Raw genomic sequence first — 22,338 nt, forward strand, 5'->3', positions numbered from 1 at the left:
TGGTGAAACCGTTGTTGACATAATATATCAACTCCTTTCTCTCGATACCATTGAATAAATAGTAAATTACTTTCTTCTTTCGCCCTATGAGAGCTATTAACTCTCTTCTTGATAAGTCGATTAACTAAATTATTCCAAATTTAGGTTTACCCTTATGACTACTAAAAAGATGCTTTATCCTTGACCATCCAGACTTTTATTACCGGATTGGTAAATTTAATTACCTAGTTTTAGGATTCTCCAAGTTACGCTAAATTTCGACCTTAATTCTTTAGGGGAAGTATCCTCGTTAAGAGGCTGATCCCAGGTTTTATATGATAAACTACTCAATACTTGAAGCTTATATTAGTAGACTCTGGACTGTCCGTTTAAGCAACTTCCGGAACAGGTTATACTATTACATCAATTTCCTTCTTAGACCATTTCAGGTTTTCCCATAGAATTATTTGGTGGCGAGGTCTTCTTGACTAATTTGCTTTCGTCGCAACCCGCTTTTATGGTCTGCTGTAATTTGATATTCTTTCGTTTATCAAACCGACCATACCCATTCAGAGTTTATCAGCTCTGGCTATTGGTTAGATAGCAAGAAATTTAGGCCTCTTTGGCGCCCCTTCAAAAGTATTAGTAGTTGTAGCGCCATCCTCAATAGAAGCTTTTAAAATATTTTGAGCATGTTTTAAAATAGACTTAACCTTTTCTAAACTTAAACGAAAAGAAGGTGTATTAGGATGAATACAAGCTAAAAACAAAATTTCACTAGCATAAATATTTCCAATGCCAGAAATAATACTTTGATCCAATAAAACCTGCTTTATAACTCTAGTAGTTTTCTGCAATTTATGATAAAAATCATTTAATGATATTTCAAAAGGATCTGCAGCTAACTTGACCAAAGGACTTTTAATCAAATATTCATTATAATTATAAACCAAAAAACGTCCAAATTTTCGAGTATCGTAATATCGCATAACTATATCGTTATCTAACCACAATCTCCAATATTCATGTTTATCAATAGTATTGCACATATAAATAGGATTTAAATTAATTTTACCTTCCATACGTAAATGGCCAATTAAAACTAAATCATTACTTAAAAAAAAGATTAAATATTTACCTTTACGCTTAACTTTTAAAAAAAATTGATTTTTAATTTGATTAAAGCATTCTTTATCGGGATAGATTAACTCGGTTTAGAAAGTGAATTGATAATTTTACTTTCATATTCGCAATTAGCCCCCCACAGAACCGGACAAGCAAGTTTCCAAGCATCCGGCGCCTAATATCTGATTACAGATATTGAAACTCTTTCGCCATGTAAAGGTTATTACCCTTCGCCGTGGTCAGGTTCTTCTAAAATATTCCAATTCTAGAATTAAACTGACGACTACTGTAAGTTTCGCTTTTCCCTTGAGCCTAACAGCTGTTAGTTTTAACCCTTTGGTGGTGCTTTTAGGGAGATCAAAGTTACGACATAATTCTACGAGAAGTGTTAGGTGCAGTTTACAATTTTTTTCTAATTGAGGCACCTATGACATTTAAAAAAACATAGGGGAGGTAGTTATTTGAGTAAAGTCAAAATTTTATATGACTTATTAGATAATTTAAGGATAATGGCAATAAAATATCCTTAACTCTCAAAAATCCAGATTAAAATATCTTATCCGCGAAATAATTTCGTTTAACCACGCCCTTTTAACTGCTTAGGGATTTTCACCTTCTCCTTGACTTCTGGTCTGGCGCTGACTTATTGACTAGATATTTCGTCTCATCGCGCTTGCGTGCTTTTGCTGTTATTAATTACTCTTTCAAGACAATTAATCAAGCCCACCTTACAGTGTTTACGTGACCTCTGGAGATTATCGCTCCAGGCTATGCGTTAAATAGCGGAATTATGCGCATCTTTTGCGCCCATTGCCGATAATAGGTTCATAAAAAATATCTATATTTTTGATATAACGATTTATTATTTTTTTATTTAAAGCCCTTACAATGACTTCTACTTCTGGTAACTCTGGCATAACAATAAACCTCCTTGGCTTTATATAACTATTTTGCAAATTAATTTAAATACCTTAAGTAAATTAATTTTTTTGATAAATTATTCACTTACATGAATAAATTTATCAATCAACAAAATTCCTTGTTCTTTAGATATATTTTTATTAATAAATAAATTACCCGTTATAATATTAATCTTTTGACCTGGTTGTAAAAAAAATTCCGGATTATCATTATCAATATGTTCAAAAACCAAAATTAATTCTGAAAAAATTTTTAAATCGGAATTAATAACTATTTTTGGCGAAATAGTATACCATTCTTTTGAAATTGCTAAATTTTTATCTTTATTATATCTTGCATACACTACACAAGTTAAATTGTTAATAGGATAATTATTATATATGCTCTTATCAGATAATTTAGTGAAATTCATAAAAATTAACAAACCTTTCTAAACTAAAAATTTTTTAAATAGGTACAATAATAGGTAAAATTAAAGGATTACGTAAAGTAGTTTCATAAATACGAGGAGTAATAAAATTAATAATAGCTTTTATTAAATAATTTTCATTAACTTTTTCAGAAGATAACAATTTTTGAATCATATGTTTAATATCATTAGATATTTTTTGAATAAAATCACCACTACCTTTCATATAAATAAATCCTCTAGATACGACCATTGGATGATTAATAATTCTTTTATTCTTCCAATCCATACTAACAATAATAGATAACAATCCTTCTTCATTTAAAATTTTTCTTTCCTTGATTATAGAATTACTTAAATCTTCTAAGCCAGAATCGTCAATATAAATATCATCATAAGGAATTTTGCCAACTAATTCAGATTTTGAAGGACTTAATCCTAAAACATCTCCATTATCCAAAATAAAAATATTCTCGGAAGGTATACCGCATTCAATAGCTAATTTTTTATGAGCCATTAACATAACATATTCACCATGAACTGGAATTAAAAAACGCGGTTTAATCAAGTTTAACATTAATTTTAAATCATTTTGACTAGCATGCCCGGAAGCATGAGTATCTACTAAAAAACCATGCAAAATAACATTAACTTCCATTTTATAAAGTAAATCTAAAACTTTATTAACGCTATCTTGGTTTCCCGGAATTGGAGAAGATGAAAAAATCACCGTATCTTTATGATTTAATTTAATTTGTCGATGAGTGCCATTAGCCATACGACTTAAAGCAGCTAATGGTTCCCCTTGGGAACCGGTGCATAATAAAGTAATATTTTCATCATTAGCATTAATGTTATTACTATTTGCTAAAAACTCTTTTGGTACTTTTAAATAACCGTTTTTAGCTCCTACTTCGATTGCTTTTTCCATACTCCGGCCAAAAACAGCTACTTTCCTTTTAGTTGAAACACTAGCTTGAATAATTTGTTTAATACGATAATAATTAGAAGCAAAAGTAACAATAATAATTCTACCTTTAATTTGATAAAATAAATTATTAATAGTATCACCAATTTTATTTTCAGATTCTATAAATCCTTTTTGTTGGGCATTCGTAGAATCTGATAATAAACATAAAACTCCTTTTTTACCTAAATCAGCTAATTTAGCATAATTCGCTAAAGGACCTTCAGGAGTATGATCAATTTTAAAATCACCAGTATAAAAAATAATATTTTTATTATAATGAAAAACAATGCCAAAAGTATCAGGTATCGAATGATTCAAACGTACAAAAGATACTTTAACCTGTCCGAATAATAATTCAGATTCTTCTTCATATTTTTCCAAAATATGCATATATTTTTGTAATTTATGCTCTATTAATTTGAATTCAATCAAATCGTAAGCAATACCGTTTACTAAAATCTTAGGTATTTTAACTTTACGCAACAAAAAAGGAATACTACCGATGTGATCTTCATGACCATGCGTAATCAAAAGACATTCAATTCTATGTTCATTTTTAATTAAATATTCATAACTAGGGATTATATAATTAATACCTAAAAAAGAATCTTCAGAAAAAGACATACCCGAATCCATAATAAAAATTCTACCTTGAATTTCTACCACATACATATTTTTGCCTACTTCACCTAATCCGCCTAAAGCATAAAACAAAATGTCAAATTGTGGGTATTGTGAAATATGTGCTACCATTTGTAAAATTATCCTTTGCTTTCAATTACAATATTTGAAGTAAAATTTAAATCTTTATCTATCGATGAACGAGTTGCTGAGATTAAAACAGGAATGATAACAGGTTTTTTTTTAGTAGCTTTAAAAATAAATTTAGATAACTCTTCTCGTAAATTATTTTTAAAATCACTCCATTTAATTTGTTTATTAATATGTATAAATTGTGTGCTTATTTTCAAAAATAATTCTTTTAATTGACGAATTAAAGGTTCTATTTTAATTTTATCTAAAAACCCTTTACTAACCAACTTAATATTATCGATATCTCCGATAACCTTACGCAAACGTAAATCTAAATTACAAGCTATAATTAAAATACCATCATTAGCTAATAATTCACGATCTTTAATAATAAAATTATTGCCATCTATAACCGGTGTGCCATCAATTAAAATTTCACCCAAATTTTTAAAAAAATTTCTTTTAATTAAAGGTTTATGTACGCTATCATAAAACCACATATCACCATTTTCTAACAAAAAAATTTTATTATCCGGAAAATTAAAATTTTGAGCCATTTTCTTTACATAATATTGATGTCTATATTCGCCTACAATGGGCAAAAAAAATTTTGGTTTTAATAAAGACAACAATAATTTTAAATATTCTTGATAATCATAAGATACATTTTGAAACAAATCTTTAATTAAAAATTCTACTTGAAAACCATGTCTTGCTAATATATCAACAGTTTTATTTTGAACTTTATCAATACCAGGCAAATCAACAGAAAATAATAAAATTTTGTCTGATATATGCAATCTCATTAAACGATCAGTTTTTTTGCACATACGTTGCAAACGGTAAAAAGATTCAAAACGTCTACCAAATACTAATACCACAACATTCTTATATTTTAAATAATCCTTAGAATTTTTTAAATTAATTAAAGTATTTTCAGGAATTTTTAAATATTTTTTTAATAAAGCGATATCAATAATTTTTTCACTCTTACGACCTAAAATAATAATTTTCAATTTAGCTTGTACAGCTAAATCAATAACCATTTGAATTTTTAATAAATCTGGAATTAAAAAAGTAACAATAACATTATTTTCTATGCTCCCAAAAAAACTACTTAAATGATGTTCTAAAATTTCTTCTCGTTTAGGTTTTACTAAACTTAAAGAACCTTGTGAAACTAATAACAAAGCTAAAACCTTTTTACGAGCTAATTCCACTAAAGTTGTAAAATTAGTTTGAAAAAAATTATTTTTAGATTGTTGCATATGCATAGCACTCATATATATAATCATTCCCGAAGAAGTTTCAAAAGCTATACCTAAAGTTCCTGGCAAAAAATGAGATATCCCGAAAACAAAAATTTGAATATTATCAATAATAATTTTCATATCATCTTTAATAACATTCAATTTTAAAGAAGATAAATCTATATTTGCTTGTTTTAAATTAAATTTAATTACTTCTAAAGCAAAATCAGAAGCATAAATGGGGATAGACCATTCTTTAATTAAATAAGGTAAAGCTCCTGAATAAGTTTCTAAAGCTGAAGTAATAAAAATACCTTTAATTTCATTTTTAATAGATTCTAATTTATGATATTCCGGTAAAATAGCATCAATACCATTAACCAATACACTAGGATACTTTAAACCAGCATCTAAAATAAAATAAGAAGAATTGATTTTTAAGAGGTAAAAATTTTTACCATTCTCCCCTATACCCCCTAAAGCGAAAAAATTGATTTCTTGCATTTGTTTTAATAGAACTCCTTAAAAAATTAATAATATATATCATTAATTTAAACAATTTCGAAACATTTGTTACCGATTCTTTTAATTTTTTTATCATTATTAATTAAAATTTATAATATAAATATTATATTGGGAAAATAAATAAATTTAATGTGATGTTAATTATTTTTGAAACCACTCTTATTTGGTTAATCACTATTTATTATAGCTTTAAAAAAATTAATATCAATTTTTTATATTTATTTAGAAAGTTATAAAATAAATAAAAATATGAAATATCCGATTAAAATAAATAATCAAAATTTTACTTATAATAAAAAAAGCAATTTAGGCAAACAATTAGAACAAGATATTAATTTAACTAATAATTTTTATAAGGAAAATAAAATTGCTTTTATTCATAAAAACGAGATCCCTATACAAGTAGTTAAAGTGGAATATGCCCAAAGAAATAAAACTAAAATTATAGAAGCTTATTATCGTTTAAAATCCTTACCAGATTATCAAGGTATTTATAAAGGTAAATATTTGTCTTTCGATGTTAAAGAAACAAATAATTTAAATAAATTTCCTTTAAAAAATATTCCTAATCATCAAAAGGTTTGTTTACAAAACATACACGAACTAAAAGGAATAGCTTTTTTAATTATTAATTTTAAACGCTATAACCAATACTTCTATATGCCCATATCTTTTTTAATTAATTTTACAAAACAATATTCGTTAAAAAGTATTGATTATCAAACTTTTATTAACGAATTATGGCAAATACCTTATAGTTATCGCCCCAGATTAGATTATTTAAAAATCGTTGATAAATTTATCTAAAATATTAAAAATAAAATAAATATTATAAGCCTAATTCTATATTTTCGTTAATAATAGGTTTTAAAAAACATAAAATAGATCCAATAACTAAATTAGTTAACCAAATGGTGACATTGATATAAATAAAAAATATCCAATATACAGATAAATTAAGGTTTAATTGGTTTATTATCCAAGAATCTGATTCAAATATACAAAACACAGAGTCATAAGCATAATAATAAAAAATATAAATACACACTATATAAGAAATAATTTGAATCAAAGAAATTAATAATAAACTAGTTATAATATTTTTTTTAATTAAATATGGCGATTTTCGAGTATAAAATAAACCAGATAAAGAATAAGCCATATATGGTAAAATAAAAAAAAATACTACAAACAATAATTGCAAATATTTTATTCTATTTAAACTAAATGCGGTAATAATAGACCATTCTAAAGCAGTATGGATCGCAACATAAATACAATTAGCACATAAACTAAATTTAAAACCAAACAAAAAACCTATTAAAATTATAGGTAATAATTCTAATTTTATTAAAGCTCCGTGACAATCTTGAAAAAAAAATTTAGTAAATACAAATTCAATGAAAAAAGAAATTGTTAATAATAAAGCGCTAATAATCACTTTTTTTAATGAAAAAATCTTCATAATGAACCTTTAATATACCTTTCTTATATTATACATTTTTATTAAGAAGGATAAACAAGAAAATTATTTAAAAATAATAAGTATGTTTGGCATAAATTATCCTAATAAATATTTTTTTAATTTCATAATCAAAAATAATATCTTATATAAAAAAATTAATTATATCTATTTACCTGAAAACTAACTTTTATATTTTAAAAATATTTATATAAAAAATAATAATATAATATTTTGACATTATCTAGATTAAATCACATTTGAAAAAATATTTTTTTAATTCGAACTAAAAAAATATTTATTTATTAAATTTTATTTTCTAAATTTATAAAATATTATTTATTATTTCATATAATCAATTACACCTTGTTTTAATAAAAACAAAAAATCTTGATTTGAAGCATTTAAAATATAATCATTAATATTAATATTTTGTAAAACTTTTTGAATCTCTTCTATTCGGAATAAAATATTTTTAAAAAAAACACAAAATTTATCTAAATTTTCTCTAATATGAAAAAAATCACCCCATAATTGCATTTTTTTAATATAACCATCTTCTAATTCTAAAGAAACTTTAACTTCACCCCATTCAAAACGATGTTGTAAAATTTTAGAATAAATAGGATGATTAAATAACCATGTAGAAGAATTATATTTAAGAGACAATTCATTAATAGAAATTAAATCTTTATTCGTTAAAGTTAACTCTGTCTTTTTTAAGAAATTTTCCAAATAATAAATTAATTCGTATTGCGTCATATCAGGAAGATATTTTTTTAAATTAGTAACTCGTGAACGTACACTATCAATACCCTTAGAAATTAATTTTTGATTATTTGGAGTAATACATCGTATCATTGTATTAATATCACATTGATAAAGTAGAGTACCATGCATAACAATTCCATTTTTATTTTTCCAAAAAGCATTACCAGAAACTTTTTTACCCTTTAATAAAATATCATTTCGACCACTAAAATATAAAGGTATACCTAAACAATTAAAAGCTTTAATAATACGATTTAAATAGTTTTTAAAACTAAAATCTAAACATTTATTTCGAAAAATAAAACTAAAAATCGGAGTATTAAAATCATTATAAACGCAACCTCCTCCGCTCGGCCTACGAAAAAATTCAATTTTATTTTTTTTAATAAATTCTAAATTAATTTCGTTTTCAATAATCTGATTACGACCAATTACTACCCCTTTCATGGTCCAGAAAAAAAAATAAATTTCATCATCATTCTTTAAAAAATAATTTAAAATATATTCTTCTAAACCATAATAAAAATAAGGTTTATAATGAGATAATAAAGGATATTTAACTAAAATCATAAATAATTTCCAATTTCTTTCTTTTGTTAACTAACAAAAAAAGTCAAATTCAATAAACAAAATAATATATTATATTTTTTTATTTATTAATTATTATATCTAAACTGATTATAAAGATTATTAAATATAATAATAAATAAATAAAATACCATCATTATAAAATCATATAATGATGGCGATATGTATCATAATAGATTAACTGAAATCAGTTTAAAAAAATATTATTTCTTTTATACAATTACAAACTAGCCACTCACAGAAACGGACAAGCAAGTTCCCAAGCATCCGGCGTCTAATATCTAATTACAAATATTGAAACTCTTTCGTTATGTAAAGAAGGTTATTACCTTTCATCGTGGTCAGGTGGTTATTCTAAAATATTCCCATTCTAGAATGAAACTGATGACTACTCTAAATTTCGCTTTTTTTGGGGAGTAGCTAATAGCTGTTTTAAATTTTTTTTAATAATCTACCTTTCGGGAGATCTAAGTTGCGATATAATTCTAAATCAAGTTTTAAGTGCGGTTCACAATTACTTTAAAACTGAGGCTGATAATTAATCAAACCTGCTTTATAGTGTTTAGGTGACCTCCCTCCAAAGATTATTATCATGATAGGCTATGCGCTTTCAATAACAATATTATAAATATCTTTTAAAACTGACAAATATATTTAATAATGTTTACTATTTTATTAATGATTTTTTTTATTTGTGCGATTCAAAAATTAAACCAAGATGAATTAGTTTTAGATTTTCGATTTAATTCTTCTAATTCTTCTAATTGTTCAAATAATTTTTTTTGTGTATTGGATAAATTTTGTGGTGTATAAATTTTAACAATAACATAATGATCACCTATACTAAATGGAGAATTAACATAAGGAACTCCTTTGTTTTTTAATCTAAATTTAGTATCAGTTTGTGTACCAGCAGGAATTTTTAATTGAACATTACCATGAATAGTGTCGACATTAATAATTGTGCCCAAAGCTGCTTGATAAAAATTAATTAATATTGAAGAAAAAATATCATTGCCTTTACGTTGAAAAGTTTTATGAGGTTGAACATTAATATCGACATACAAATCACCATTAGGCGCTCCTGAAGGGCCTTGATGACCTTGATTCGGGGATTTTAATCTCATACCACTTTCCACGCCTGCAGGTATATTTAAAGTTACCTTATGTTCACTTTTAACCATACCTACACCTTTACAAAATTTACATTCTGCTAAAATAATTTTTTTATTACCGCCACATTCAGGACATATTTGTTTCGAAACACTTACAAACCAACCTTGTTGGGTATAAGAAATATAACCATTTCCTTTACAAACATTACAAATTCGAATGTCATTTTTAGTTTTAGCTCCTGTACCATCGCATTTTTCACAATTTTCTTTAACATTGAATGTAACAGTTTTTTGAGTACCTAAAACAGATTCCATAAAGCTAATAGTTAATTTTATATGATGATCTTCACCTTTAATATCTTCTTGATGGCGATTGCTTTTTCTACGTCCAAAAAAACTTGAAAACAAATCTTCAAATTCTTCAAAATTAGCACTTTGAAAACCTTGAAAATCACTATTAAAACCTTGATTGTTAAAATTATGACCCATTTGATCATATTGAGCTCGTTTGTTGGTATTACTTAATACATCAAAAGCTTCTTGTACTTCTTTAAATTTAGTATCAGCATTAGCTTCTTTACAAACATCAGGATGATATTTTTTCGAAAGACGTCGATAAGCTTTTTTAATATCATCCAATTTAGCATCACGTGATAATTCTAAAACTTCATAATAGTCTTTTTTTTGTTTCAAAATAAAACTCCTCGTTGTAATAAGATAAATAAAAATTAATAAATAAACCAAAAAAAGTTATTAATATCTTTTTTTGGCTTTTTATTAGATTTATTATTTTTTTATCTTATTTTTTATCTTCAAACTCGGCATCTACTACTTTATCTTCTGTTTTAGCAGTTTCTTGAGTAGTATCTTGATTTTGATTTTCTTTATTATTTTGTTGTTGCGCTTTTTGATAAGCCTTTACAGCAAGTTGTTGTGAAGCTTTTTCTAAAATACTTAATTTTTCTTTAATAGAATCGTAATCATCACCTTTTAAAGTTTGTTCTAAATCTTGAATCTTAGCTTCGATATCATTTTTTTCTTGCTCTTCTATCGAATCTTTTAAAGATTCTAAAGTTTGGCGTGTTTGGAAAATAAAATTATCAGCATCATTACGTAAAACAATACGTTCTTTTTGAATTTTGTCTGTTTCTGCATTTTTTTCAGCATCTTTTATCATTTTTTGAATTTCTTCTTCGCTTAAACCGCTGCCCCCTGAAACAGTAATACTGTGTTTTCTATTAGTACCTAAATCTTTAGCTGACACAGAAACAATACCATTTACATCGATATCAAAAGTAACTTCGATTTGAGGAACACCCTTTGGAGCAGGCGGAATACCTGTTAATTGAAAACTACCCAATAACTGATTATCTTTAGCTAATGCTCTTTCTCCTTGTAACACATTGATATCAACAGAAGATTGATTAGCTACTGCAGTTGAAAAAATTTGAGATTTGGAAGTTGGAATAGTAGTATTGCGATCAATTAATTTAGTAAATATCCCGCCTAAAGTTTCAATCCCTAAGGATAAAGGAGTTACATCTAATAAAACAATATCTTGAACATCACCTCTTAAAATTCCCCCTTGAATAGCTGCCCCTAAAGCAACAGCTTCATCAGGATTAACACTTTTATTTAATTTTTTATTGCCTAATTCTCTAGTAACTAATTCTTGAATAGCCGGAATTCTTGTTGAACCACCTACCAAAATAACTTGATCAATTTGTGATACTTGCAATTTTGCATCTTTCAAAACTTGTCTCAAAGGAGTTATACAACGATCTACTAAATTTTTAGTGATTTCATTAAATTTAGTTCTAGTCAAAGTATATTCTAAATGCAAAGGAGTTTGATCAGCAGCCATAGAAATAAAAGGAAGAGATATAACCGTAGATACAACATTACTTAACTCTTTTTTAGCCATTTCAGCAGCTTCTCTTAAACGTTGTAAAGCAGTTAAATCTTTGTTTTTTTTCAAATCAATTCCATGCTCTTCGCGGAAAATTCTAATTAAAAATTCTACAATAGCATCATCAAAATTATCACCACCTAATACATTATCACCTGCAGTAGCTAAAACTTGAAAATTACCTTCTGCAATATTCAAAATAGAAACATCAAAAGTACCTCCACCCAAATCGAATACTAAAATATTTTGTTCTTTTTGAGTATTTTTATCTAATCCGTAAGATAAAGCTGCTGCTGTAGGTTCATTAATAATCCTTTTAACATCTAATCCAGCAATTTTACCAGCATCTTTAGTAGCTTGTCTTTGAGCATCATTAAAATAAGCAGGTACTGTAATAACAGCTTCTGTTACAGTCATACCTAAATAATCTTCAGCTTGTTTTTTTAAATTTTGTAAAATAATAGCACTAATTTCTTGAGGAGTATATTTTTTACCATTATACTCTTTATAATAACCTTTTTTACCCATTTCTCTTTTGATTGAAAGAATAGTATTAGGATTAGTCACCATCTGTCGTTTAGCAGCTTTACCAACGATTATTTCATCACCTTTAAAAGCCACCACAGAAGGCGTAGTTCTATCCCCTTCTGAATTAGTAATTACTTTTGGTTGTCCATTTTCCATGCAAGCAACACAAGAATTTGTAGTACCTAAATCTATTCCAATAATTGGACTTGAATTTGTATTTTTTTTAGTCATTATTTTTATCACTCCATTCATTTACTTTTACCATAGCTGGTTTTATAACTAAATCTTTATATAAAAAACCTTTTTGTAAAACTAAAACATTTATACCATTAGGTTGTTTTAAATCTGATATTTTTTCCAAAGCATAATGAAAATTTGGATCAAATTTAACACCCAAAGCTTTAATTTCTTCTACACCTTCTTTTTGTAAAATATCCTTAACTTGTTTATGAATCATTTTAAAACCCAATAAAAAAGATTTAACAGAGTCATCTACTTTAGGCATTTCTAAAACCTTTTCGAATTGTTCTAAAGGAATTAAAATATTTTTAATAAAATCTGTTAAAGCATATTTAATTTCTCTATTCGTTTGAATAGTAATACGCTTTTTAAAATTATCAAAATCAGCTAAATATTTCAAATTATCATTGGTTCTTTGCTGATGTGCTTCCTGCAGATCTCTTTTCAGATTAACATTTTCTGCTTTTAAATCATTTAATTGTTTTTTTAACATTTGAAAATCATTTTCATTAGGTATAAATTTATTAGATTCAATGTCTGAAATAGAATTTTTATTATCACTTTGATCCCCACAATTCAATGTTGAAGTTTCTGCTTTATTGGAATTAATATCTGAAGATGTATTATCTTCGAAAGATGAGTGATCAGAAGAAACTTTTTTTGATTGAACTTTTTTTTCCTTACAAGAACAATTATTTTCATCTATGTTTTTTTCATGTTGTTTACAATTATTAGGGTTTTGTTTTGAACATTCTTCAAAATTCATAAATTCTTGAATTAAACTCCTTTTATTATTTACAAATTTAATATTTTATTGTTAATAATACTTTAATAAATTATTTGCAAATTTCTTCCAATTTATCAGGAATCAAATTTGTTTTACTGTAAAAAGTTTGAGATAAATTTACAGACAAATATTCTAACAGCGGAATTACTTCTGGATAAGCCATAGTCATAGGACCTAAAACCGCAATAAACATTTTTTGATCTGGAAATTTTTTAATTTCACAGGGAATAGAGATAATAGCAAACTTATGACAAGATACCCAACGTATTCGATTATTAAATTTAAAAATGTATTTATGAGCATCAAATAACATTTCATTTAATTTATTAGTATCTAAAATATGTAAAATCTCTTTCATTGTATTGCTATCGGCCCAACTAAAATTGTTAATTAAATTATTAATACCATAAATATGGGAATTGTTTGTATTAAAGTTATAAAAAATTTCTATTAGAATATTAACTAATTTATCAAATAATTGTGCATTACAAAAATCATTTTCAATATTTTTTTCTTGCAAAATTTTAATAGCTTCACACAAATATTTATCTAATAATGTATTATTTATAGCTAAAATAATACTTTTAACGTTTTGAAAATCAAAATTATTGCAAGGTTCTAAAAAAATACTCTGATAACGAATTTGACCATAATTAGTTATTATTAAAACAATAGCTTGTTCAGGGCTTAATAAAACTAAATCAATCTTGGCTACCTTATGAGTTGTTAAAGCATTAGGAAAAGCTAAAATTACAAGATAACGAGTAACATTTCCTAACAAGGTTAATGCTTCTCTCACGATAGTTTCTTTATTAAAATTTTTATTCTTAAAGATATTCTCAAATAAAGAAATTTGCTGAAAAATATCATGATTTCTAGTTATTAAATGATTAAAATAAAAAACATATCCTTTTAAAGAAGGAATTCTACCGCTAGATGCATGAGTTTTGCATAAATAACCTTTTTTTTCTAATTGAGCCATATCATAACGAATAGTAGCACTAGAATATTTTAAATAAGATAAACGCGACAAAAATTTCGAGCTAATAGGTTGTTGATGTTCTGAATGATGTTCAATAATTGCTTTTAAAATTAATCTTTCTCTATTCGAAATCAATTTTTAAAATCCTTTGAAAAAATATAATTTTTGTCATCATCATAATTTTATCTTCTATTCTTTATATAAAAATTTCTTACCTTAATTTAATAGATTTAAATTTATCTTTGTCATAATATTATTATCATATTTACTATTTGGCTTATTTACTAATCATTATCAAATAAAATTTTATTCCCAAAATAATAATAAAACACATCTATAATCAATTGAATATTGAAACATATTCACCACATTTACATCATATAAAATAAAAATTTCCGAAATAAATTTAATTTTTTTAAATATAACTAAAATAATTTTAATAATTTATTTTATTTTAAATTTAACTTTTTTTCAACAACTCTATCTGATTTAAACAAATTTAGCACTCACGAATCATGACTGCTGGAATTATTGTAACTAATAAAATACCATCTTGTCAAGTATTTATCGATTAAAAAAATTTTTTACATAAAAACTATAAATAATTTAGCACTCAATTACCATGACTGCTAAATTTATTCTATTACTTTTTAAACATTATGTCAAGTCTCTAATAATAACATTTTATTAATTTTTTTATTATATAATATTAGATGTACTTGTAAAATCGCGTCAAAAGAAAATATTTATTTTAAATTCATTAGCGGATTTGAAATCAAATCATCATTTTTAAATATCAATCTAAGAAAAGGTTTAATTAAAAAATTAAATAAAATGAATATCCTTCGCATTATTAAAAAAAATTATTTATTACTATTAGTTTATTTTTTTATATTAATAACTTTTATATTCTATTATTTTAATTATAAAAAAATATTAACGTCGAATGTTAACATATCAATTAAATACGATAATTATAATGAAAATATCATAGACGAAGAAAATAAAAATAAATACCAAATTGTTGAAGGAATACAACAAAAATTACAAAAAATTTTCGACAATCAACAACCAACAAATAATAATCTTTTTCCAAAAATAAAAAAATATAATTTTCATAAAGGCGAAACAGTTTATGGATTTACTTTAGATATTAATGACAATATAAAACCTTTTCAAGAAGGAATTATAAGTGAAGAATATGATCAAAACCAATCAAATACTTTATCTATCTCTATTAAAGGAAAAAATAATAAAATTTTTTTCAATAAAAGAGGTGAATTTATTGGAATTTCATTTCCTCAACAGTCGCATAAAATGGAAATTAATTATATTATTACTTCGAATTATATTTATAATTTTTGTGAACGAATGTATAAAAAATTTAATAATAATATTAAAGACAAAAAAATCCATAATGAATATGAAAGTGATCATGAATCAATATCTAGTTTTTCAGATAGTTCTGAAAGTTTAACAGACGAAGATGATGATAGCGATTTTGAAAATTTAAAATCTCCTCAAGATAAAATAAAAAAACAATATTTAATACCTATGGAACTAAATTCTAATCAAATCGAAAATAACCCGAAAATACAATTATTAATTAAGTTAAACAAAGAAGGTAAATTTAATGGATTAATGCAGCAAATAAATAATCAATATATAGATGTATCTAAAAAATTCTTAAATACTTTTGCTTTATCTTTTATAGATGAATCTTTTTTTGAACAATCTGAAAAATTAAAACCTTCTGATATTATTCAAGAAGATATATCAAAAATTATAGAAAATATATCAAAAATCACTTTCTCAATCGAATTTTCTAGATATTTAGGATCAGGATTTATTTATGCAGCAGAAAAATCTGAAAAATCTTCTTATTATAAATATAAATACTACATCATTACAAATTCTCATGTTTTAGAACCAGGGAAAAATTCTAAAATCAAAGTTTATAATCCTTATTTTAATTCATATAAAGATGCCAAAATTTTTACTTTTATTTCTAATAACGAAGGTTTTGATGATATCGGAATATTAACTTTTCAAGATAATAATGCAACTAAATTCAAAGAAATTGAAGAAATTCTAAAAACAGCTTTCCCGGAACCGCATTCATTTATAAAACCAGAAATTCAACAAATAGTTTATAGTATGGGATCTCAAGAATCATTTGCATTAGAAAAATTTTTATCAAGCTTAACGAACATAAAAAATACACAATCAATAAAAAGGAATTTATTAAAAAGAGGAGATATTACTAAATTAAATGAAGCTTTTATTGATTTTAATATAGAAATAGATAATGGAAATAGCGGAGGACCTGTTTTTAACCAAAAAGGACAAATTATTGGTATGAACCGTAATACTATTAATAATCCTGCAACAACAGACAAGTTTTCTCAAGCTATTAATATTTTGCATATCCAAAAAAGATTAGAAGAAATTTTTTCTCAACATAAACAAAATCCTAAAAATATAGGAATAATAACCGATTTAACAAGCGAAAACCATAAAAATTATTTAATGCGAAAACTTAATAGTTTTAAAAAAAATTTTAATAATCTTAAAATCGAACACAATGATGAAGCGCCAATGATCGCATTTTCTATGGACGAATTAACCGTTTTAACTCATAAAGATCCGATTACATTACCATTATTAAAAAATAAGGAAAATAAATCTAAAATAATATTAAAAATCAAATTAGTTTATACTTATAATCAACAACAAATATTATTCATAGACCCGCAAAAAGAATATATGGAATTATACGCTCGTATTGATTCTCAAGATAAATCCAAAATTAATCTAAAAATAATCATAAAAAATAAAAATCATAAAGTAATAAATTTTATCGAACATTCTTTAGAAAGTCATCGTCGTTCAGCAAATAAAGACAGTTCTTTTGTATCTCTAAAATTTATTGATTCAAACAAGCCCTCCGTGCATACAACAAAACAAAAAATTATGGATTCTTTAATTGTTTGGCATCAAGATCATCACATAAAAGGTAATGGAATAATTTTTAGCAAAGAAAAAACACAAGATAATCAATATCTGTATCATGTTTTATCTACCTATGAAGACAATTATGAAAATAATTTAATCAGCTTAAATAACTTATTATATAAACGAATTTTTAACGATCAAAATGAAATTATTATATATGATTCCGAACAAGAAATTTATAAATTTGAACAAGGAACAATAAATAATATATTTCCAAACGAAAACAATATTATTTTAATTACCTTTAAATCATCAGAAAACTACCCTGTAGTTCCATTTAAAAAAACTTCAGATCTTAAAGTAGGAGAAGATATTTACTATCTAATAAATGGAGATAGTGATGATCATAACCCTCAAATGTTCAAAAGTCAAATTAGTAGCATAATTGAAAATAAAAATAGCACCTTTGTATTTGATTCTGTGTTCAATTTAAAAGAAAAAATTAAAGATATAAATTTTATATGTTTCGATCATAAAGGAAATTTTATAGGTATTAATTTTTTTAATAACTCAAATGTTGATATTCCCTCAAACTTTATACAAGCAACGTTAATATCTAATAATAATTTAAGAGAATTATTAATCACAAGTAACCTTAAAGAGAATTTAAACATCTTAATTTCTGTAATTTTTATATTTTTAGTAATGATAATAATCTCTATAAAACTAAATCCCATAATCAATAATATTTAATATAAATTTAACTAATATATTATTAATAAATATTTTATCTATTTCATATTTAATTATTTCATAATTTAAAGTCTAGAATTAATAATATTAGTTACTTCATGATTAATTTGCGATGATTTTTTATCTTTATAATATGAATAAGAAATATAGGGATGTATTAATAATTCTACTTTTTTAAGTCTAAACCAACATTTACCAGGCATACGATAAATACCTTTACAAGTAATCGGTAAAATATCAGCTTGGTTTTGAATAGCAATTTTATAAGCACCATCCAAAGAGGAATTAATCTGATCAGAAGTAGAATTAATAATGCCACCTTCTGGAAAAACCAAAACAGCCAATTTTTCTTTAATTATTTCTTTAGCTTTTTCCAAAGATTTTAAATTATCTCTATTATTACCTCTATTAATCTTAATGCAATGAGTAGCATCAAAACAAAATCTTAAAAACCAACCATACCAAAAATTATTATAAAGTTCATCTTTAGGAGTAAAAGTAAGAGGACGAGGGAATATAGAAGCTATTATAAAAGGATCAAAATTACTTTTATGATTAGTATAAATAACTAAACGATTATTAAAAGGAATCAAATTATAATTATAAACCGACACTTTAATGCGAAAAAAACCCATAATTAATTTCGAAAAACTTCGAACTATTTTTAAATGATAAACGTTATTAATAGATTTTTGTTTAGCATATCCTAAACTAATAAATAATAATAGAAAAGCTATTAACCAAGATATTAAAATAGCTAAAACAAAACCAACAAAAATACCAATGATTTTACTTGTAAAAATAAAAATAAAATAATACCAAAAAACTAAAAAAGTTATTAAAAAAATAAAACTAAACATATATTTGTTGCCTCCTGCATTCAAAAATATAAAAATTAGCGCAAATAACTATTACTAACGGAACGTTTAATATAAACAATGTAATAAAAAATATAATTATTAAATAAACAAAATATACATTTATGTTATATAACAATTTAAAATGATTAAATAAATAACGAATCAATTTCCAATAATTTTTTTAAAAAAGTTATTTTCATTATTTAATAATATTAAAAACGAATAGAATAATAAAAAATAAACTTACTTATTTAAATCTTGATTATAAATTTTTTATTTATTATTTTTGAATAATCAATAACAATAATCAAAAGAAAAGAAAATTTTATTATGATATTCTAACAATAAACATTAAAATGTTTATTTATAAGAAAATTAAATATTTAATCATTTTTTATTTTGTTACATGAATTTTATTATTTTTATTTGGTCGGATTAATAGTTTTTTTATTAATTTATATTTTTGTTTTTATAATAATTCTTGTTCATTTTTTGTTAATAAGAAGAACTTTTAATTTAAAGAAAATAAATAAAATATTTTAGAAATTTATTATTTGTAATTTACATATATTTTTAAATTAATTAAAATAAATTTTACTTTCAAAAAAAATAAATAATTTCATATTTGTAATTATATATTTCATAAAAAAATTAATAAAAAAACATTAAAATTTATAAAAAATAATTAAATTGATAAAAATATAATGAAAAAATCAATTTTATCTATATTCAAAACCAAATCTAAGAATAAATTTAAATTAACTTATAAAAAATTAATGAAATGATTTTAAATTAAATTTAATCATAATTACTTAATTTAAAATATAACACAAAAATTATCAATTATTTAAAATTTTACACAAACAAAAATAAAAAAATTTAAAATCTTATATCCGTATATTTTTGTTTTCCGGTAATAAAAAATAATTTTCAATCAAAACCAATTATAAAAAATCTATGTTAATATTAAAAGAATAAAAATTAGAGAATAATAACATCATTAATGCAAAAGATAAACAACATACAAACATAGCTGCCCAAAAAGTTAAAAAAAAGCTAACAAAACTTCCCAATATTTTTCCAATAATTCCGGATCGCATACCAATAAAAAAGTGCCAAACAATAAAAAAATATATTATAAAAATAATACTAAAAATTGTCATAAAAAACAAACCCCTTTTAAATAACAAATAAATTACAAAAAATCAACAAAAATAAATATCATTTATTAAATAAAAATTAGTAATATAGTTTTTTTTATTATAAAAATTATTAAAATAATTCTTGTTATAAAAAACTTAAAAAAATTATTTAATTTTTTTTAAAATAAGTGGCAAAAATTAATTCTTCTATAACTGTGTATTCTTTTAAAATATATTTGCATAAATTTAAATAAGGGAAATAAATATTTCCGACAAAACGACGTAAAATATAAGTTAAATATAAAACATCAACATAAGGCAAAGCTAATTGATAAATTTGTCTACCTCCAATAACAATAATTGATTTAGATGTTTTACGAATATCTTGTAAGAAAATTTTAACATCATTAACTTTTTGAATAGAAATATCATCTCGATAATATTTAGCCGGAATATCAAGAGAAGTAGTGGCCAAATAAATTGATTTAAAAGGGAATTTTTTATTTTTATAATAATAACATAAAGATTGATATGTTCTTAAACCTACTAATATCACTTGATCATTAACTTTTTTTTTAAAAAAAGCTAAATCTTGAGGATAATGCCAAGGTAATTTTTCACCATCGCCAATCAAAAAATTACCATCTACAGCTGCTATTAAACTAATCATACTGCTATTTCTCCTTTTAAAGTGTCGTATGCATCATAATTATGCAAATGAATATCTTTAATAGTAAAATCTTCAATACAATTAATATTATTGTTCAAAGTGATATAAGGTAATGATTTAGGAGAACGTTTTAATTGAATTTTAATTTGAGGAATATGATTAAGATAAATATGAGCATCTCCTAAATTATAAATTAATTCATAAGCTTGCAAATTAGTGATATGAGCAATCAAACACAGTAATAAACTATAACTACTAATATTAAATGGAATTCCTAAAAAGACATCGGCGCTTCTTTGAAAAACTTGCAAAGATAATTTATTTCCTACTACATAAAACTGCATTAATATATGACAAGGAGGTAAAATCATTTTAGATATTTCAGGAGGATTCCAAGCGGAAATAATTAAACGACGAGAATTTGGATTAAATTTAATATCATGAATCAATTGTTTTAATTGATCAATTCCCGAAAAATCACGCCATTGTTTTCCATAAATGGGACCAAGATTTCCATGTTTTTTAGCAAAATGTTCATCTTTTTTAATTTTCTCGATAAATTCCGATAAAGTTTCATTTTTAAAAAATAAAGAATTCCGATATCGTTCATAAGGCCATTCGTTCCAAATATTTACTTTATTTTGTACCAAATAACGTATATTAGTATCACCTTTAATAAACCATAATAATTCATGTATCACTAGATTAAAATTAATTTTTTTTGTCGTTAATAAAGGAAATCCTTGGGTCAAATTAAAACGCATATGATAACCAAAAATACTTTTAGTTAAAACTTTAGTACGATTCTCACGTATATTACCATATTTTAAAATAGTACGACATAAATTTAAATATTTTTCCATATTAAAAACAATTTTAACCCTTTACTAAAAATCACAATTTTTATAACTTAAATATTTTATGATTTTATATTAAAAAAATTATTTATAAAATAATAAAATATTTATTTATACAAACTTATTTATATAAAATTAATGGCGGAGGAAGAGGGATTCGAACCCTCGCATCTAATAAGATCTACACGCTTTCCAAGCGTGCCCCTTTAACCAGACTTGGGTATTCCTCCGAAACAATCACCTTTATTAATTGCAAATTTTTTAAAAAAAATATAAATAGATTTATTGACATTTCCATATCGGGATTTGTCTTTATGATATTTAGAGTACAATTAATAAATAATTTAGAAATCTTTATTTGGTTACTCTAATATTTTTAATCATTTACTAATAATGAAACTTTCAAATTATCAATTTTGGGTTTTATCTCTCTAATTATATTTTTATCCCCTAAGTTTCCCAATTCCAAATTTCTTTTTAACTCTAGCGATTGACATGTGATGTTTCCTCGCTAGGAGTCTTTAAAAACTTTATTTTACTAGATAATTAAGATAAGTTAATTATCCAAAAATTATTAGCTAAACAAAAGTAGCAGGAGATCTTCCCTCTAACGATTTTTTATAGGTTTAAATTATTCCTAATTATCCTTTTTTGTTAACTAATGTTTAGTTATATTAAATTACTTTACCTTCCCAGATATCAGTATTTTTTTTATATTCCTTAATTTTATGCATCAGCATTGAAATTTAGATTTTTTTACATTAAGGAGATTTTTTTTGGTGGTTTG

General features: G+C 24.0%; 17 protein-coding genes and 1 tRNA gene. 2 read left to right on the plus strand and 16 right to left on the minus strand.

What is annotated here, in order from left to right:
* Positions 1–575: 575 nt before the first annotated feature.
* The 5 genes from KHD59_RS02530 to KHD59_RS01095 all read right to left on the minus strand — a co-directional run bounded on the left by KHD59_RS02530 (position 576) and on the right by KHD59_RS01095 (position 5,911).
* Positions 576–1,184: a DNA-formamidopyrimidine glycosylase family protein gene (locus tag KHD59_RS02530; protein WP_308699651.1), complete on the minus strand. Its 609-nt coding sequence runs from the start codon at positions 1,182–1,184 to the stop codon at positions 576–578.
* 708 nt (positions 1,185–1,892) lie between these two features.
* Positions 1,893–2,021 carry a DNA-formamidopyrimidine glycosylase family protein gene (locus KHD59_RS02505; protein ID WP_004994825.1) on the minus strand — a complete coding sequence of 43 codons (129 nt, stop codon included), beginning with the start codon at positions 2,019–2,021 and terminating at the stop codon, positions 1,893–1,895.
* 80 nt (positions 2,022–2,101) lie between these two features.
* Positions 2,102–2,437, minus strand: a complete 336-nt coding sequence (locus KHD59_RS01085) for a hypothetical protein (RefSeq protein WP_213680390.1) — start codon at positions 2,435–2,437, stop codon at positions 2,102–2,104.
* A 34-nt stretch (positions 2,438–2,471) separates the two neighbouring features.
* Positions 2,472–4,157, minus strand: coding sequence for a ribonuclease J (locus tag KHD59_RS01090; protein WP_213680389.1), 1,686 nt, complete (start codon positions 4,155–4,157; stop codon positions 2,472–2,474).
* Positions 4,158–4,165: 8 nt separating this feature from the next.
* Positions 4,166–5,911, minus strand: coding sequence for a ribonuclease J (locus KHD59_RS01095; protein ID WP_213680388.1), 1,746 nt, complete (start codon positions 5,909–5,911; stop codon positions 4,166–4,168).
* Between the two features lie 270 nt (positions 5,912–6,181).
* On the opposite strand from KHD59_RS01095, the gene recU reads away from it, so the two are divergent.
* Complete coding sequence (gene recU, locus KHD59_RS01100; protein WP_213680387.1) at positions 6,182–6,739, plus strand: Holliday junction resolvase RecU; 558 nt, start codon at positions 6,182–6,184, stop codon at positions 6,737–6,739.
* Between the two features lie 22 nt (positions 6,740–6,761).
* Here the strand turns inward: recU and KHD59_RS01105 are convergent, their stop codons facing one another.
* The 6 genes from KHD59_RS01105 to hrcA form a co-directional block, all read right to left on the minus strand.
* Positions 6,762–7,397 (minus strand): hypothetical protein, encoded by a 636-nt coding sequence (locus KHD59_RS01105; protein WP_004994835.1) that lies wholly within the window; start codon positions 7,395–7,397, stop codon positions 6,762–6,764.
* 339 nt (positions 7,398–7,736) lie between these two features.
* Positions 7,737–8,735: a lipoate--protein ligase gene (locus tag KHD59_RS01110; RefSeq protein WP_213680386.1), complete on the minus strand. Its 999-nt coding sequence runs from the start codon at positions 8,733–8,735 to the stop codon at positions 7,737–7,739.
* A gap of 719 nt (positions 8,736–9,454) precedes the next feature.
* A complete protein-coding gene (gene dnaJ / locus KHD59_RS01115) occupies positions 9,455–10,561 on the minus strand; it encodes a molecular chaperone DnaJ (RefSeq protein WP_213680385.1) in 1,107 nt (368 codons plus the stop codon).
* Between the two features lie 106 nt (positions 10,562–10,667).
* Positions 10,668–12,536 (minus strand): molecular chaperone DnaK, encoded by a 1,869-nt coding sequence (dnaK, locus tag KHD59_RS01120; RefSeq protein ID WP_004994840.1) that lies wholly within the window; start codon positions 12,534–12,536, stop codon positions 10,668–10,670.
* A complete protein-coding gene (locus KHD59_RS01125; RefSeq protein WP_213680384.1) occupies positions 12,529–13,311 on the minus strand; it encodes a nucleotide exchange factor GrpE in 783 nt (260 codons plus the stop codon). The genes dnaK and KHD59_RS01125 overlap by 8 nt, the downstream gene beginning before the upstream one ends.
* Before the next feature lie 70 nt (positions 13,312–13,381).
* Positions 13,382–14,449: a heat-inducible transcriptional repressor HrcA gene (hrcA, locus tag KHD59_RS01130; RefSeq protein ID WP_004994844.1), complete on the minus strand. Its 1,068-nt coding sequence runs from the start codon at positions 14,447–14,449 to the stop codon at positions 13,382–13,384.
* A gap of 699 nt (positions 14,450–15,148) precedes the next feature.
* Between hrcA and KHD59_RS01135 the strand changes: the two genes are divergently transcribed.
* Complete coding sequence (locus KHD59_RS01135) at positions 15,149–18,022, plus strand: S1 family peptidase (protein WP_213680383.1); 2,874 nt, start codon at positions 15,149–15,151, stop codon at positions 18,020–18,022.
* Positions 18,023–18,087: 65 nt separating this feature from the next.
* Here KHD59_RS01135 and KHD59_RS01140 read toward each other — a convergent pair whose 3' ends face one another.
* The 5 genes from KHD59_RS01140 to KHD59_RS01160 form a co-directional block, all read right to left on the minus strand.
* Positions 18,088–18,882 (minus strand): lysophospholipid acyltransferase family protein, encoded by a 795-nt coding sequence (locus tag KHD59_RS01140; RefSeq protein ID WP_213680382.1) that lies wholly within the window; start codon positions 18,880–18,882, stop codon positions 18,088–18,090.
* Positions 18,883–19,826: 944 nt separating this feature from the next.
* Complete coding sequence (locus tag KHD59_RS01145; protein WP_213680381.1) at positions 19,827–20,045, minus strand: hypothetical protein; 219 nt, start codon at positions 20,043–20,045, stop codon at positions 19,827–19,829.
* Between the two features lie 148 nt (positions 20,046–20,193).
* On the minus strand, positions 20,194–20,694 hold the full coding sequence (locus KHD59_RS01150; RefSeq protein WP_213680380.1) for a dihydrofolate reductase: 501 nt from the start codon (positions 20,692–20,694) through the stop codon (positions 20,194–20,196).
* Entirely contained in the window at positions 20,691–21,557 is an 867-nt protein-coding gene (locus tag KHD59_RS01155) for a thymidylate synthase (RefSeq protein ID WP_213680379.1), read from the minus strand. Before KHD59_RS01155 ends, KHD59_RS01150 begins: the two co-directional genes overlap by 4 nt.
* A 133-nt stretch (positions 21,558–21,690) precedes the next feature.
* A tRNA-Ser gene (locus KHD59_RS01160) sits at positions 21,691–21,781 on the minus strand.
* Positions 21,782–22,338 lie beyond the last annotated feature (557 nt).

Source organism: Sesame phyllody phytoplasma, assembly GCF_018390775.2.
Lineage (GTDB): Bacteria > Bacillota_I > Bacilli_A > Acholeplasmatales > Acholeplasmataceae > Phytoplasma > Phytoplasma australasiaticum.

Excerpts from the sequence above, each read along its gene's own strand:
- KHD59_RS02505 (WP_004994825.1), bottom strand. The coding sequence starts at position 2,021 with ATGCCAGAGTTACCAGAAGTAGAAGTCATTGTAAGGGCTTTAAATAAA.
- KHD59_RS01085 (WP_213680390.1), bottom strand. The coding sequence starts at position 2,437 with ATGAATTTCACTAAATTATCTGATAAGAGCATATATAATAATTATCCT.
- KHD59_RS01090 (WP_213680389.1), bottom strand. The coding sequence starts at position 4,157 with ATGGTAGCACATATTTCACAATACCCACAATTTGACATTTTGTTTTAT.
- KHD59_RS01095 (WP_213680388.1), bottom strand. The coding sequence starts at position 5,911 with ATGCAAGAAATCAATTTTTTCGCTTTAGGGGGTATAGGGGAGAATGGT.
- recU (WP_213680387.1), top strand. The coding sequence starts at position 6,182 with ATGAAATATCCGATTAAAATAAATAATCAAAATTTTACTTATAATAAA.
- KHD59_RS01105 (WP_004994835.1), bottom strand. The coding sequence starts at position 7,397 with ATGAAGATTTTTTCATTAAAAAAAGTGATTATTAGCGCTTTATTATTA.
- KHD59_RS01110 (WP_213680386.1), bottom strand. The coding sequence starts at position 8,735 with ATGATTTTAGTTAAATATCCTTTATTATCTCATTATAAACCTTATTTT.
- dnaK (WP_004994840.1), bottom strand. The coding sequence starts at position 12,536 with ATGACTAAAAAAAATACAAATTCAAGTCCAATTATTGGAATAGATTTA.
- KHD59_RS01125 (WP_213680384.1), bottom strand. The coding sequence starts at position 13,311 with ATGAATTTTGAAGAATGTTCAAAACAAAACCCTAATAATTGTAAACAA.
- KHD59_RS01135 (WP_213680383.1), top strand. The coding sequence starts at position 15,149 with ATGAATATCCTTCGCATTATTAAAAAAAATTATTTATTACTATTAGTT.
- KHD59_RS01140 (WP_213680382.1), bottom strand. The coding sequence starts at position 18,882 with ATGTTTAGTTTTATTTTTTTAATAACTTTTTTAGTTTTTTGGTATTAT.
- KHD59_RS01145 (WP_213680381.1), bottom strand. The coding sequence starts at position 20,045 with ATGACAATTTTTAGTATTATTTTTATAATATATTTTTTTATTGTTTGG.
- KHD59_RS01150 (WP_213680380.1), bottom strand. The coding sequence starts at position 20,694 with ATGATTAGTTTAATAGCAGCTGTAGATGGTAATTTTTTGATTGGCGAT.
- KHD59_RS01155 (WP_213680379.1), bottom strand. The coding sequence starts at position 21,557 with ATGGAAAAATATTTAAATTTATGTCGTACTATTTTAAAATATGGTAAT.